This is a genomic window from Kutzneria buriramensis, from assembly GCF_003387475.1.
GTDB classification, from domain to species: Bacteria; Actinomycetota; Actinomycetes; order Mycobacteriales; family Pseudonocardiaceae; genus Kutzneria; species Kutzneria buriramensis.
In genome coordinates this window covers 1-13,949 of record NZ_QUNO01000001.1, presented here as the reverse complement: position 1 = coordinate 13,949, position 13,949 = coordinate 1, and the positions used below count along the sequence as shown (strand labels likewise).

The 13,949-nt window shown below is 69.4% G+C and carries 15 protein-coding genes, 1 tRNA gene and 1 rRNA gene; 7 read left to right on the top strand and 10 right to left on the bottom strand.

Features of this window, described 5'->3' with window-relative positions:
• Window positions 1-20 precede the first annotated feature (20 nt).
• Window positions 21-701, bottom strand: a complete 681-nt coding sequence (locus tag BCF44_RS57295) for an LPXTG cell wall anchor domain-containing protein (RefSeq protein WP_116172000.1) — start codon at window positions 699-701, stop codon at window positions 21-23.
• 175 nt (window positions 702-876) lie between these two features.
• On the opposite strand from BCF44_RS57295, the gene BCF44_RS00080 reads away from it, so the two are divergent.
• Window positions 877-1,860 carry a cation diffusion facilitator family transporter gene (locus BCF44_RS00080; protein ID WP_116171999.1) on the top strand — a complete coding sequence of 328 codons (984 nt, stop codon included), beginning with the start codon at window positions 877-879 and terminating at the stop codon, window positions 1,858-1,860.
• Here BCF44_RS00080 and dcd read toward each other — a convergent pair.
• Window positions 1,857-2,438, bottom strand: coding sequence for a dCTP deaminase (gene dcd, locus BCF44_RS00075; RefSeq protein ID WP_116172789.1), 582 nt, complete (start codon window positions 2,436-2,438; stop codon window positions 1,857-1,859). The two genes, BCF44_RS00080 and dcd, sit on opposite strands and share 4 nt — an antisense overlap.
• 70 nt (window positions 2,439-2,508) lie before the next feature.
• Between dcd and BCF44_RS00070 the strand changes: the two genes are divergently transcribed.
• Window positions 2,509-2,579 (top strand) — tRNA-Gly (locus tag BCF44_RS00070).
• A gap of 238 nt (window positions 2,580-2,817) precedes the next feature.
• On the opposite strand, the gene BCF44_RS00065 is transcribed toward BCF44_RS00070, so the two are convergent.
• Entirely contained in the window at window positions 2,818-3,696 is an 879-nt protein-coding gene (locus BCF44_RS00065) for a LysR family transcriptional regulator (RefSeq protein WP_116171998.1), read from the bottom strand.
• Window positions 3,697-3,826: 130 nt separating this feature from the next.
• Here BCF44_RS00065 and BCF44_RS00060 point away from each other — a divergent pair, with 130 nt between their 5' ends.
• Window positions 3,827-4,429 carry an ester cyclase gene (locus tag BCF44_RS00060; RefSeq protein ID WP_116171997.1) on the top strand — a complete coding sequence of 201 codons (603 nt, stop codon included), beginning with the start codon at window positions 3,827-3,829 and terminating at the stop codon, window positions 4,427-4,429.
• A 14-nt stretch (window positions 4,430-4,443) separates the two neighbouring features.
• On the opposite strand, the gene BCF44_RS00055 is transcribed toward BCF44_RS00060, so the two are convergent.
• The 3 genes from BCF44_RS00055 to BCF44_RS00045 form a co-directional block, all read right to left on the bottom strand.
• Window positions 4,444-4,806, bottom strand: coding sequence for a VOC family protein (locus BCF44_RS00055; RefSeq protein ID WP_116171996.1), 363 nt, complete (start codon window positions 4,804-4,806; stop codon window positions 4,444-4,446).
• A 204-nt stretch (window positions 4,807-5,010) separates the two neighbouring features.
• Entirely contained in the window at window positions 5,011-5,721 is a 711-nt protein-coding gene (locus tag BCF44_RS00050) for a VOC family protein (RefSeq protein ID WP_116171995.1), read from the bottom strand.
• 31 nt (window positions 5,722-5,752) lie between these two features.
• Window positions 5,753-7,129, bottom strand: a complete 1,377-nt coding sequence (locus tag BCF44_RS00045) for a sugar porter family MFS transporter (protein WP_246014751.1) — start codon at window positions 7,127-7,129, stop codon at window positions 5,753-5,755.
• 319 nt (window positions 7,130-7,448) lie between these two features.
• Between BCF44_RS00045 and BCF44_RS00040 the strand changes: the two genes are divergently transcribed.
• The 4 genes from BCF44_RS00040 (at window position 7,449) to BCF44_RS00025 (ending at window position 11,180) form a co-directional block, all read left to right on the top strand.
• Complete coding sequence (locus tag BCF44_RS00040) at window positions 7,449-8,150, top strand: LuxR C-terminal-related transcriptional regulator (protein WP_116171994.1); 702 nt, start codon at window positions 7,449-7,451, stop codon at window positions 8,148-8,150.
• Window positions 8,151-8,159: 9 nt separating this feature from the next.
• The gene (locus BCF44_RS00035) at window positions 8,160-8,789 is read left to right on the top strand and encodes a LysE family translocator (RefSeq protein ID WP_116171993.1); all 630 of its coding nucleotides are present in this window, start codon (window positions 8,160-8,162) and stop codon (window positions 8,787-8,789) included.
• Between the two features lie 90 nt (window positions 8,790-8,879).
• Window positions 8,880-10,715, top strand: a complete 1,836-nt coding sequence (locus tag BCF44_RS00030; protein WP_116171992.1) for an acyl-CoA dehydrogenase — start codon at window positions 8,880-8,882, stop codon at window positions 10,713-10,715.
• Window positions 10,716-10,838: 123 nt separating this feature from the next.
• On the top strand, window positions 10,839-11,180 hold the full coding sequence (locus BCF44_RS00025) for a PLDc N-terminal domain-containing protein (protein ID WP_116171991.1): 342 nt from the start codon (window positions 10,839-10,841) through the stop codon (window positions 11,178-11,180).
• Here the strand turns inward: BCF44_RS00025 and BCF44_RS00020 are convergent.
• The 4 genes from BCF44_RS00020 to rrf form a co-directional block, all read right to left on the bottom strand.
• On the bottom strand, window positions 11,177-11,470 hold the full coding sequence (locus BCF44_RS00020) for a GroES family chaperonin (protein WP_116172787.1): 294 nt from the start codon (window positions 11,468-11,470) through the stop codon (window positions 11,177-11,179). The genes BCF44_RS00025 and BCF44_RS00020 overlap by 4 nt on opposite strands.
• Before the next feature lie 36 nt (window positions 11,471-11,506).
• Window positions 11,507-13,348 carry an NHL domain-containing thioredoxin family protein gene (locus BCF44_RS00015; protein ID WP_246014750.1) on the bottom strand — a complete coding sequence of 614 codons (1,842 nt, stop codon included), beginning with the start codon at window positions 13,346-13,348 and terminating at the stop codon, window positions 11,507-11,509.
• Window positions 13,349-13,407: 59 nt separating this feature from the next.
• Window positions 13,408-13,782, bottom strand: a complete 375-nt coding sequence (locus tag BCF44_RS00010; RefSeq protein ID WP_116172786.1) for a hypothetical protein — start codon at window positions 13,780-13,782, stop codon at window positions 13,408-13,410.
• A gap of 80 nt (window positions 13,783-13,862) precedes the next feature.
• Window positions 13,863-13,949 (bottom strand): 5S ribosomal RNA (rrf, locus tag BCF44_RS00005); the annotation flags it as partial.

Below are 13,949 nucleotides of genomic sequence, written 5' to 3'. Positions count from 1 at the left end.
CACCGCCCCCTTTGTGTATGTCATCGGCGGCGGGCCAGGAACAGGGTTGCGACGCCGCCCGCCAGCAGCAGCACGCCGCTGATCACCCACCACACCGCGTCCACGCCGGTGTTCGCCAGCTGGGCGGCCGCGGCCACCGGCGCGGTCGTGGTGGTCGGCTTGGACGTCGTGGTCGGCGCCGACGCGGCGTTGTTCGACGGGTCGACGTCGCTGTCGGTGTCGATCAGTTGCGCGGTCAGCCGGCCGTCGATCTCCTTGGTCACCTTGCCGCTGACCTCGGCGGCCCGGTTGCCGTTCGACTCCTGGGCGCGGAGGAACCGGATGTCCAGCCCGGTCGTGCCGACCGGGTCCGCCCACGAGCTCGGGCCGCCGTAGTGGTCGAGCGCGATATCGGTCGCGGCGTCACCCTGGTGCGGTCGGATGTACACGTACTTGCCGCCGTCGATGGCTCGCGGCGAGGCCTGCACCGACGGCGCGGCGGCCACCACGTCGTGCAGCGTGTAGTGGTCGGTCGCGTCGGTCGCGGTGTCCCCGATCTTGATCCCTGGCAGCAGCGGCTCGTCGGGCTGGCGGATGCCGTCCCCGTTCAGGTCCTTCCAGGCGACACCCGAGATGGTGACGGTGGTGGTGTCCGCGTGCGCGGCGGCAACGGACAGTAGTAACAGCACGGCGGCAAGGGCCGCCGCGGCGATGCGCCTCATCGAAATCGTCCCCCCTGCGGTGGTTCTCAACCGCCCGGAGGACGTGCTCGCAGCGGCCTCGGTTGCGTTGTGCTGCAAGGAGAATTAACTGTCCATCATCGACTGTTCAGGTGAACATGAAAGGACGTGCCAACTCATCACCCGGTTGCGTCCCAACTCGGTTACGGTTGGCCGCGTGGCTGACGAAGGCAGCGGTGAGAGCACGCTGACCGTCCTGGTGGCGCTCGGCATCAACGTCGGGATCGCCCTCATGAAGGCCGTGGCCGGGGTGATCAGCGGGTCCGCCGCCATGCTGGCCGAGGCCGGGCACTCGGTGGCCGACACCATCACCGAGGCGCTGTTGCTGACCGCGCTGCGCCGCTCCGAGCGGCCCGCCGATCGTCGGCACCCCTTCGGCTACGGCAAGGAGCGCTACTTCTGGTCGCTGCTCGCCGCCGTGTCGATCTTCACCTCCGGCGCCGTGTTCGCCCTCGTCCAGGGCTACGACGCACTCGTCAACGGCAGTGCCGACGAGGGAAACCCGCTCGTCGCGTACATCGTGCTGGCGCTGGGCTTCGCGCTGGAATCCGTGTCGCTGTCGCGGGCCGTCGTCCAGATCCGCAAGGAGGCCGCCGAGGACGACACCTCGATCGTCAAGTACCTGCGGGACATCGACGACCCCACCGCCAAGACCGTGTTCTTCGAGGACGCCGCCGCGCTGATCGGCCTGCTGCTGGCGTTCCTCGGCCTGTTCCTGCACCAGCTCACCGGGTCCGTCGTCTACGACGGCGTCGCGTCCCTACTCATCGCCGTGCTGCTCGCCGGCTGCGCGTACGTGCTCGGGCGGACCAACCGGGGCCTGCTCATCGGCCGCCAGGCCGACGCCGCCCTCGTGCGGGCCGTGCGCCAGCGGCTCTTCGAGGCGCCCGAGGTCGAGGTCGTCGTCGACCTGCTCACCATGCTCACCGGCACCGATCGGGTGCTGCTCTGTGCCCGCCTCGACTTCGACGACGCCCTCGGCGCCGCCGACCTGGAACGGGCCTGCGTGCGCATCGCCGCCGAGCTCACCGCCGAGTTCCCGGCGCTGGACGAGATCTTCCTCGAGCCCGTGCCGCGGGAGGACCAGGACCTGCGGGCCCGGGTACTCGCCCGCTACGGCCAGGAGTTCGTCTCCGACTAGCGCCTGGTGTCGGTCCGCTGGAAGTTCAGGTATGCCCGCGACGGCGTCGGGCCGCGCTGGCCCTGGTAGCGGGAGCCCGCCTGCTTCGAGCCGTACGGGTGCTCCGCCGGGCTCTCCAGCCGGAACAGGCACAGCTGGCCGATCTTCATGCCCGGCCACAGCGTGATCGGCAGGTTCGAGACGTTGGACAGCTCCAGCGTGATGTGCCCCTCGAAGCCCGGGTCGATGAAGCCCGCCGTCGAGTGCGTCAGCAGGCCCAGCCGGCCCAGCGACGACTTGCCCTCCAGCCGGCCGGCCAGGTCGTCCGGCAGGCTCACCCGCTCGAACGTCGCCCCCAGCACGAACTCGCCCGGGTGCAGCACGAAGGGCTCGTCGCCCTCGGTTTCCACCAGCGTCGTCAGGTCGTCCTGCTGCTGCTGGGGGTCGATGTGCGTGTACTTGGTGTTGTTGAAGACCCGGAAGAACCGGTCCAGCCGCACGTCGATGCTCGACGGCTGGACAAGATCCACGTCCAGCGGCTCCAACACCAGCCGTCCGGACTCGATCTCTTTGCGCAGGTCCCGGTCACTCAGCAGCACCCGGACAGCGTAGCCGCCCACCCGAGTGCTGGACGCCGACGCCTCGTCGTGTAAGCTGTGGAACGATCTTGCGGGTGTAGTTCAATGGTAGAATGACAGCTTCCCAAGCTGTAAACGCGGGTTCGATTCCCGTCACCCGCTCGGGCTTGAGGGCTCCGTGTCTGCCGAAAACGCAGACCGGAGCCCTCGCCGTTTGTATCTGGGGGACGACCCCCAGACCCCCGATGCGGGGGCTTCGCCCCCACGCCCCCATTCCCGGGCTTGAGGGCTCCGTGCCTGCCGAAAACGCAGACCGGAGCCCTCGCCGTCTGTATCTGGGGGACGACCCCCAGACCCCCGATGTGGGGGCTTTGCCCCCACGCCCCCATTCCCGCGGTTGCTACTGCGTTGCGCTTGCCAGTAGGGCGTCGAAGACGGCCTTGAGGTGGGGGCGGTTCTGGCGGTTGCGGCGGGTGGCCAGGTAGATCGGGTTGAGCACGGGGGCGGTGGGCCGGTGCAGGACGGCCAAGCGGCCGGCGGCGAGAGCTGGGCGGGCGTAGTGGACGGGGACCACGGAGAGCAGCGTGCTGTCGGTGACATAAGTGAGGATCGACGTCATGTCGGGGATCGTCACGGCGGCCGGCGGGGCGGGCAGGCCCCAGCAGGTGCGGAAATAGCGGCGCAGCATCGGCATCTCCTCGGAGTAGCCGACGAAACGGCGGCGGGGTAGCTCCTCGACACGGAACGGCTCCTGGTCGGGGCGGCCGATGAGCACGAACTCCTCGTCGAACCAGTGGCGCAGGTGCAGGCGGGCACGGGGCGTGCCTTCGATCTTGGTGACGACGGCGATGTCGAGGCGGTCGTCGAGCAGGCCGGCGACGAGGTCGTCGGAGAGGCCGATGCGGTGCCGGAGGGAGACGCCTCGGTCGACGAGGGGCCCGAGGGCGCTGGCTATGTGGCGGTCGAACTGGGAGGCGGGCGAGCCGAGGAAGACCGGGCCGGCGTCGACGGCGTCGGTGCGGCGGCCGTCGACGATCAGGTCGAGGCCGTCGAGGTGCGGCGCGATCTCGGCGGCGAGGGCGTGGCCGGCCTCGGTCGGGGCGATGCCGCGGCCGGCGCGGGCGAACAGCGGCCGGCCCGTGAACCCCTCGACGGCGCGCAGGTGATGCGACACCGCCGGCTGTGACAATCCCAACTGCTCGGCGGCGCGGGCGACCCCGCCGGTTCGGTAGACGGCGAGGAACGAGCGAAGTGCGACCAGCTCCTGGGCGGTGGACACGGATCCAGCTTATCGGTCGCAACCATGCCATAAACCTGACGAATGAATGGATGCGCGACGGGCAATGGCCCGCTGGCGGCCACCGACCGTTTCATGAGGCCCGTCAACACCTTTCGCCGAGGAGGACCTCATGTTGGACCGTCGAAGCCTGATCGGACGGGGCGGCGCCGCCGTGTTCGGCGCGCTCGCGTTGTCGGCGGTGGCCGACGGCACGGCCCTGGCCGCCCCCGAGCACTACACGCCGTTGCCCGACCCGTCGGCGACGCCTGTGCCCAACCCGCCGTACCCCAACAACTTGACCGCCCAGGAGCGGGCGCACCTGAGGACGTTCGACGAACTCGACTTCGTCGTGTTCACCCAGGCCGACTGGGCCCGCCTGCACGAGAGCCACGCTCAGAACATCCGCGTGCACTGGCCCGACGGGCACTACACCGACGGCATCGACAAGCACATCGCCGACCTGGCCGCCATGTTCGTGTGGGCCCCGGACACCCGCATCCACAGCCACCCGCTCCGCGTCGCCAAGGACAACCTGACCGCGGTCACCGGCGTCATGCAGGGCACGTTCAGCCGCCCCATGCCCGACGGCAAGGGCGGCTTCATCGCCCCGACCAACCGCAAGTACTCCATCAACATGGCGACGGTCGGCATCTGGAACCGCCGGGGCACGATGGACGAGGAGTTCCTGTTCTGGGACAACACGAACTTCTACCAGCAGATCGGTCTCGGCTGAGGAAAGCCTTGCGGCTAAACGAACTGGGTCAGCGACAGGGTGTTGCCGTCGGGGTCGCGGAACCATGCGACGCGGTCGCCGCCGGGGGTGGTCCAGATGCCGGCCGCGTCCTGGCCCATCCCCTCGTACCGGGTGAACTCCACGCCACGGCCGGAGAACTCGGCCACGGTGGCCGCGATGTCGGGCACGGCCCAGCCGAGCACGGTGAACGGCTGCGGTTGGAGGGAGTCGACCAAGGTGGCGCGGAGCATCACGGAGCCGGCCCGGAACACGGCGGCGAACGGGGTGGTCTCCTCGTGCGCCAGGCCGAGGACGGATCCGTAGAACTCGACGGCTCGATCGAGGTCGGTGACGGGGACGAACGCGATGAGGTCCATGAGCGTCACCTTCCCGGCTCGACGGTCATGACTGAACGGCGAGCCGGCCGGTGAGCGCGACTCGGTGGGTGGCTCGTCCTGCGTCGGGGGGCGTCCGCAGGACGAGTTCTCCACACGTGCGCGGATCGCCGCGCGATCAGCACGGTACGCAGCCACAGCGGCACTCCGCAGAGTCGTAAGGCCCTAATCGCCCGTTCGGATGGATCAGCCCGCCGGGCGGAGCACACAGAACTCGTTCTCCTCGGGGTCGACCAGCACCGCCCACGGCAGGTCCCCCTGCCCAAGATCGGCCCACCCTGCGCCCGCCGAGAGCAGTCGATCCACCTCAACGGCGTGGTCGTCGACGGCCGACGGGCGCACGTCCAGATGCACCCGATTCTTGACGGTCTTGACGGCCGGACTGGCGACGAATTCCAGCCACGCGCCGGCGTCCGCGGCGAGCGACGCCCAGTCGGAACCACTGCGGGTGAGCAGCCGGCCGGTCGCCTCGGCCCAGAACCGAGCCAGCCCCACGGCGTCCCGTGCGGCCACCACGATCGCCGCCACCGGCCCGATGCCGCGGTACTCGTCCCGGGGCTCCAGCACGCAGAACTCGTTGCCCGCCGGGTCCGCCAGCACGACCCACGGCACGTCGCCCTGGCCGATGTCCACGTGCCGGGCGCCGAGACCCAGTAACCGGTCCACGATCGCCGCCTGGTCCTCGACGGACGCACTCGCGAGGTCGAGGTGCACCCGGTTCTGCCCGGTCTTGGGCTCGGGCACCGGAACGAAAGCGAGGTCGAAGCCGGGGAGCCCGACATCGACCTCGTTCTCGTCCTGGTACGTGATCGCCGCGCCGAGCGCGGCCGACCAGAAGCCCGCGAGGGCCGCCGGGTCGGCCGCGTCCACGACCACGTTGTCCAGTCGGGTAGTCATGCCAGGCACGCTACCCAGGGGGTCCGACAGTTCAGACGGTCACGCGCTCGCGCAGCTCCAGCTCGATCTGCTCCAGCGTGCGGCCCTTGGTCTCCGGCACGAACTTGCCGACCAGCAGCACCAGGACGATGCAGACCGCCGCGAAGATCCACGCCGCGCCGGCCAGGCCGAGACCCGTGTACATCACCGGGAACACGAAGGTGATGGTGAACGTCGCCGCCCACAGCACGACGCTCGCGGTGCCGGTGCCGATGCCGCGGACCCGCAGCGGGAACACCTCGCCGATCATGACCCACACGACCGCGCCCCAGCCGAGCTCGTAACCGGCCAGGAACAGGATCAGCAGCACCAGCGTGATCGGGCCGATGACGCTGGTGTTGTGGATGAAGCTGACGCACAGGCCGAGCACGATCAGCGTGCCGGCCATCAGCAGGCCGCCGACACGCAGCAGCGGCTTGCGGCCCCAGCGGTCGACCACGAACATCTCGCCCACCGTGAACGCCACCTTGACGATGCCGAGCACGACGGCGGCGAGCAGCGCGGCGGACGCGCCGTAGCCCAGGTTCTGGAACATGATCGGGGCGTAGGTGTTGACCGCGTTGACGCCGGAGAACTGCTGGCCGATGGCCAGGATCAGGGCCACCACCAGCGCGGGCCGGGCCCACTTGGCGGTCAGGTCCTTGAACGTGCCCTTCGCCTGCTGGCCGTCCAGCCGGATGACTTCCTTGATCTGGTCGAACTCGGCGTCGACGCCCTCGCCCTGAAGCGTGCTGGCGAGCACCGCGCGGGCCTCGTCCTCGCGGCCGTTCTTGAGCAGCCAGCGCGGCGTCTCCGGCATGCGCAGCATGCCGACCAGCAGGATCACCGCGGGGATCAGCGCCGCGGCGATCATCGCCCGCCAGTTGCCCGAGTCGGCGAGGATGTCGTCGACGATGTACGCGATGAGGATGCCGCTGACGATCATGAGCTGGTTCAGCGACGAGAGCAGGCCGCGGACCTTGCCCGGGGCCAGCTCGGCCAGGTAGGTCGGCACCGTCGCGGACGACGCGCCGACCGCGATGCCGACGATGAACCGGAACGCCACCAGCGTCTCGAAGTTCGGCGCGAACGTGCAGCCGATGGTGCCGAGCGCGAACACGCTCGCCGCGACGATGATGGTGCGGCGCCGGCCGAGGCCGTCGGCCAGCTTGATCACGGTCAGCGCGCCGATGATGGCGCCCGCCGCCAGCGCGCCGTTGACGAAGCCCTGCTGAAGCGCCGTCAGCGACCAGACCTTCTTGATGAACAGCAGGACACCTGAGATGACGCCCAGGTCGTAGCCGAACAGGATGCCGCCGAGGGCACCGAAGAAGAACAGAGTTCCTCTGTTGATGTTCCGCCGTGCCGGCAGACCCTCCGTTTGCTGCACGCCAGATCGCCTCGTTTCTCTGATCCGACCCGCGGGAGTCGGTTCCATGCGGAAGACCGCGATCCGGCGGCGGACGGACCCGGCATCCACTCAGGATGTGTGACGTAGGTCCTACGTGCGTATTTCGGCGAGAGGAACCCTTCCGAGGGGATTGAGTCACATTTGTGACTGACTTTCAGGTAGGTGAACCGCAGGGCTTCAGACGTCCCCGGTATCACCCGCTTGGGGGATAAAAGCGCTGCTCCGAGCGTGGGCGCCGTCAGGGGCGCGACCACCGGGCGTCCCCTGTACCCCGAGGGAGGAAAGATCGGAGCACGGCATGACCGCACCGCACATCGCTGGCCAGCGCACACCACCCGGCCAGCGGCGATGCCAGGCCACCATCGGCGTCGCCCTGCTCGACCAGGTGCCGCTGTTCCGCGAGGGCCTTTCCACGCTGGTCAACCGCACCCCCGGCCTGCACTGGAGCGGCGCCGCCCGCGATCACCGCGCGGCCGTGCAGCTGCACGAGCGGCACCACCCCGACGTGCTGCTGATCGACTCCGCGCTGGACCCGCTGGGCCACTTCACCCGCGTGCTGACCGAGCACGACGAGCGGATGGTGGTGCTGACGGTGCTCCGTGACGCCCACTGCACAGCGGAGTTCGCGCAGCGGGCGTTCCGCCGAGGGGCCCGCGGCGTGGTGCCCCGAAACGCCGAACCGCCGCAGATCGTCCAGGCGATCCACCACACGCCGATCAGCCGCCGCTACATCGACCCGACGCTGGCCCCGGTGCTGGCGGCGGCCGACCCGGACGGCCAGCCGACCAGCGGCGTCCTCACCCGACGCGAGTTCGAGGTGCTCCAGCTCATCGCCGACGGCCTGGAGAACCGGGCCATCGCGGCGGCACTGTTCGTGTCGGTGGAGACCGTCCGGACCCACATCAAGGGGATGCTCCGCAAGCTCGGGGCGCGCGATCGGGCACACGCCGTCGCCATCTCGTACCGAATCGGCTTGCTCGTGGCCGCCACGGACAGGTGAACTTGGGTCGTGATCTCCGCGGCGTTCGTGCTCACCTGCCTGCTGGTCATCGTCGCCCCCGGCCCGTCGCTCGCCGTGCTGCTGACGCAGTCGCTGCGCTCCGGCCGCGCGGCCGGCCTGGCCACCGTGGCCGGCAACACCACCGGCCTGATCGTCTGGGCCACGGCGTCGGCGTTCGGCCTGACGGTGCTGATCCGCACCTCCGAGATCGCGTTCGTGGTGCTGAAGGTCGCCGGCGCGGTCTACCTGTGCTGGCTGGGCGTGCAGTCGTTGCGCCGCTCCCGCCGCGAGCCGGCGAAGCTGGCCGAGGCCGAGGAGGGGGCGCAGCGGGGCCTGCTGGCGTCGCTGCGGGCCGGCTTCATGACCAATGTGACCAATCCCAAGGCGGCTGTGCTCTATCTCGCCCTGCTGCCGCAGTTCCTGCCGCCGGACGGCAACCCCTTGGTCGACACGTTCGTGCTCGCCGCCGTCCAGATGGCCCTCAGCGCGAGCTACTACACCCTCGTTGTGCTGGCGATCGGCCTCGCCCGGCGGCTGCTGTCGCGGCCGGTGGTGCGCCGCTGGATGGATCGGGTGAGCGGGCTGGTCCTGGTCGGTCTGGGTATTCGCATGGTCACGCTGAGCAGGGCGGCCTTGTAGCGGGTCGCCACAACCGGGCGAAGGGCCTTGCCGAGGTTACTGGCAGGTAATATCCTGATTGTTACCGGCTAGTAGGGGAGCAAGGAAGCCATGGGCCACTACAAGAGCAATGTGCGTGACCTGGAGTTCAACCTCTTCGAGGTGTTCAACGTCCAGGAGACTCTCGGCACCGGGCCGTTCGAGCAGGGCGACGAGGACACTGCTCGAGGCGTGCTCAGCGAGCTGAACAACCTGGCGATCGGGCCCCTGGCGGAGTCGTTCGCCGACGCCGACCGCAACCCGCCGGTCTTCGACCCCAAGACGCACTCGGCCACGCTGCCCGAGTCGTTCAAGAAGAGCTACAAGGCGCTGTGGGACGGCGAGTGGTACCGCCTGTCCCTGCCCGAGGAGCTGGGCGGCCTCGGTGTGCCGCCGTCGGTGTCGTGGGCCGCGTTCGAGCTGATCCTCGGCGCCAACCCGGCGCTGTTCATGTACATGGCCGGCCCGAGCTTCGCCGCCGTCGTGCACCGCAACGGCACCGACGAGCAGAAGCACTGGGCCGAGCTGATGATCGAGCGCGGCTGGGGCGCCACCATGGTGCTCACCGAGCCGGACGCCGGCTCCGACGTGGGCGCCGGCCGCACCAAGGCCGTGCTCCAGGCGGATGGCAGCTGGCACCTGGACGGCGTCAAGCGCTTCATCACGTCCGGCGACCAGGACATGACCGAGAACATCATGCACCTGGTGCTGGCCCGCCCCGAGGGCCCCGGCATCGAGGCCAAGGCCGGCACCAAGGGCCTGAGCCTGTTCCTGGTGCCGAAGTTCCACTTCGACAGCCAGACCGGCGAGCTGGGCGAGCGCAATGGCGCCTTCGTCACCAACGTCGAGCACAAGATGGGCCTCAAGGTCTCCACCACCTGCGAGGTCACCTTCGGCCAGCACGGCGTGCCGGCCCAGGGCTGGCTGCTCGGCGAGGTGCACGACGGCATCGCGCAGATGTTCCAGGTCATCGAGTACGCCCGGATGATGGTCGGCACCAAGGCGATCGCCACGCTGTCCACCGGTTACCTGAACGCCCTGGCCTACGCCAAGGAGCGGGTGCAGAGCGCCGACCTGACCCGGATGACCGACAAGGCCGCGCCGCGGGTCACCATCACCCACCACCCGGACGTGCGCCGCAGCCTGATGCTGCAGAAGGCCTACGCCGAGGGCCTGCGCGCGGTGTACCTGTACACCGCGACGTTCCAGGACCAGATCCAGGCCGGCGCCGGCGACGTCAAGCTGGCCGAGCGGATCAACGACCTGCTGCTGCCGATCGTGAAGGGCGTCGGCTCGGAGCGGGCCTACGAGCAGCTCGCGCAGTCGCTGCAGACCCTGGGCGGCTCCGGCTTCCTCCAGGACTACCCGATCGAGCAGTACATCCGCGACTCCAAGATCGACAGCCTGTACGAGGGCACGACCGCCATCCAGTCGCTGGACTTCTTCTTCCGCAAGATCATCCGTGACAAGGGCCAGGCGCTCGGCTTCATCAACAACGAGATCCAGAAGTTCCTGGACAACGAGGGCGGCAACGGCCGGCTCAAGGAGGAGCGGGCCGCGCTGGCCCAGGCGCTCCAGGACCTCCAGGGCATCCTCGGCACGATGATCGGCTTCCTCACCTCCTCCCAGGAGGACGTGAACAACGTCTACAAGGTCGGCCAGAACAGCGTGCGGCTGCTCATGTCCGCGGGCGACGTGCTCGTCGGCTGGCTGCTGCTGCGCCAGGCCGAGGTGGCGCTGGCCGCGCTGGCCGGCACCCCGTCCGCCAAGGACAAGGCGTTCTACGAGGGCAAGGTCGCGGTGGCGTCGTTCTTCGCCAAGAACGTGCTGCCGGAGCTGACCGCGCGCCGCAAGATCGCCGAGACCACCGACAACGCGCTGATGGACGTGGACGAGGCGTCCTTCTGAGTTCTCCTCGAACGGCGGCGGGCCCGACGGGCACGCCGCCGTTTTTCGTGTTCCGTAGGCGGATTGTCAGGGGTCCGTGCCACTATCTCCCTCGGCCCGTCCGTACCAGGGGGAGTGATAGCTGTGCTCTACTTCGACGGAGCGCTCGGCATCGCGGTGTTCTGCTTGTGGATCTTCTGTCTGGTGGACGTGATCGTCACCGACGAGTCGGCGGCCCGACACCTGCCGAAGATGTTGTGGCTGCTGGTGGTTCTGCTGCTGCCGCTGGTCGGCTCGATCCTGTGGCTGGCCGTGGGCAAGCCGCGGATCCAGTCGCGCGGCTACGCCACGACGTCCCGGTTCCCGGAGTACGACCGGCCCGGCCGGCACATCGCGGTGAACCCCGACGACGACGCGGAGTTCCTGCGCAAGTGCCGGGAGCGCGCCGAGGAGCAGCGCCGGCGAGCCAAGGAGGAGGGGCTCTAGAGGTAGAGGCCGGTGCCCTGCTCGGTCTGTTCGTTCGCGACGGCGTGGATGTCGCGTTCCCGCATCACCGTGTAGGTCTGCGCCTGCACCTCGACCTCGAGCTGGTCCTCCGGGTTGAACAGCACCCGGTCGCCGACCTTCACGTTGCGCACGTGCCCGCCGACGCCCAGCACGTCACCCCAGGCCAGCCGCTTCGCGACCTGCGCGGTGGCCGGGATGACGATGCCGCCGCTGCTGCGACGCTCACCGTCCTCCGGCGAGATCTTCACCAGCACCCGGTCGTGCAGCATCTGGATCTGGAGCTTCGACTCTGCCACGCGCCGATTCTACTTCGCCGGCTCGTCGACCCCGCCCATGACCAGCGCCAGCCGGGCCGGACCGCCGCTCGTCACGCGAATCGGGACACCCCAGTCCTGCCGGGTCAGGCGGCACACAGGGTGCTCGGCGCCGTCGTCACAGCTGGCGGCCTGCGCGACGACGTGCAGCACGCCCTCGGCAAAGCCCTCGGCGATGGTCAACTTCCTTGCCAGGTCGGTCGATTCGCCCGCGCCGGCGGCGATCAGCCCCGACGGTGAGGACGTGATCTCCAGGCGGGTCGACGGGCCGTACCGGTCGTCCAGCTTCTGGCCGGGCGGCGGCGTGAACACCACCGCCAGCTCGACCTCGCCGACGCCCAGTTCCGACGGCGGCCGGCGCACCTGGTGCGCGTCGCCGGCGACGATCTTGGCGGACACCCCCGGCGGCACCGGGCGCTCCAGCCGGTGCGCGGCGGAGGCGACGACGACCAGTTCACCGTCCACAATGGCGGCCCCGGAGGGCTCGGCGACGTCGGTGGCCAAAGTGGACACTTCGCCGGTTTCCGGTTCGTAGCGCCTAATCGCGGAGTTGTACGTGTCGGCGATGGCGATGCTGCCGTCGGGCAACACCGCGAGGCCGAGCGGGTGCTGGAGCAGCGCCTGGTCGGCGGCACCGTCTCGGTGGCCGAAGTCGAACAGCCCCTCGCCGACGGCCGTGTGGACCTGCCGGTCGCTGTCGATCCAGCGCAGCGCGGACGTCTCGGAGTCCACAAGCCACAGCTTGTCGCCGTCGGCGGCGAGACCGGAGGTCTGGGCGAAGAACGCCTCCAGCGCCGTACCGTCCTTGAGTCCCTCCACCGTCGTCCCGGCGAACCTGGTGATCGTCCCGGCCAGCGGATCGAACAGGCTGAGGGTGTGATTGCCTGCCATGGCAACAACAACGCCGTTCGCCGGCGCCCACCACGCCACGTCCCAGGGGCTCGTCAGGTCGATCTTGTCCGCCGGCCCGTCGACGTCGCCCATGCGCCATTGCTCGCCGGTGCCGGCGATCGTGGTGACGTTCCCGGTGATCAGGTCGATTCCCCGCAGCAGGTGGTTCACGGTGTCCGCCACCACCGCGTCGTAGCCGACCTCCGCGGCGATTTCCCTGGGCAGCAAGGTAATACCCGCCGGCTCCGAGAAAGTTGTCTCCTTCGGACCACCGTCCCGCCGGCCACGCTCACCCGTGCCGATGCGCCGCAGCACCGTCTCGCCGTCCGCCGCCAACTCGACCACGCTGTGATGCGCGGAGTCCGTCACCAGCAGCGTTTCCTGTGGCGTGACAACGACCTTCGCCGGGAAGCGCAGCTCCGTCTCCTGCTGCCGCGGCGGCACGTACGGCCCATCGCCGCGGCGCAGCGTGCCCTTCGCGGTGTGCTCGTCGATCAGCGCGGCGATGATCCGGCGCAGCGCCTCCACGTGTCCCTCGCCCGCCGCCACGTGCACCACGTAGCCCTCCGGGTCGATCAGCACCAGCGTCGGCCAGGCCTTCACCGCGTAGTTCTGCCACGTGGTCAGGTTCGGGTCGTCCAGCACCGGGTGGTGCACCTCGTACCGCTCCACCGCCGCGCTCAACGCATCCGGGTCGGCCTCGTGCACGAATTTCGGCGAGTGCACGCCGATCGTCACCAGCACGTCCGGGAACTCCGCCTCCAGCGGGCGCAGCTCGTCCAACACGTGCAGGCAGTTGATGCAGCAGAACGTCCAGAAGTCCAGCAGCGTGATCCGGCCGCGCAGGTCCGCCAGCGTGATGGCCTTGCCGCCGGTGTTCAGCCACCCGCGCCCGACGAATTCGGGGGCGCGGACCCGGGCACGACGCTTCGCAGTGGTCACATGCTGAGTCAACACCAGCGGGGGAGTGCGGTGTTCCACGGTCCAGCATGTGAACGAGGTCAGCGCACGGTGTGGGGCCCGAGGATCTCGACGGCGTAGATGCCGACTCGGCGTTGTAGGCCGCGGTCGGCGGTGACGACGTAGATGGGCCGACCGGAGCCGGATTCGTCGGCGACCAGTTCGACGATGGCGTCGTCGCCGGAGTGGGGGGCGACATGCACCTGGACGGTGTCGGAGCTGGTGACGGTGCGGGCTTTGCCTTCGACGACGAGGATCACGTCGACGGGAGAGCCGGTCTGGGGGAGTCCGGTGGCGGCGAGCTCGACAAGGGAGTCCCGAAGCCTGGTGGTGGCGCCGGCGCGGTCGCGCCACCAGCCGTCGGGCACGGATCCGACCACGTTGGCGGCGTCGATGACCAGCAGCGGCTTCGTCACGCCCACGAACGTACAACGTGAAAAGGCCCGATGGGGATCGAGGAGCTTGCGCTCTACTCGATCCCCATCGGGCAAATTTTGTCCGGCGGCGTCCTACTCTCCCACACCCTCACGAGTGCAGTACCATCGGCGCAGGAGGGCTTAGCTTCCGGGTTCGGAATGGGACC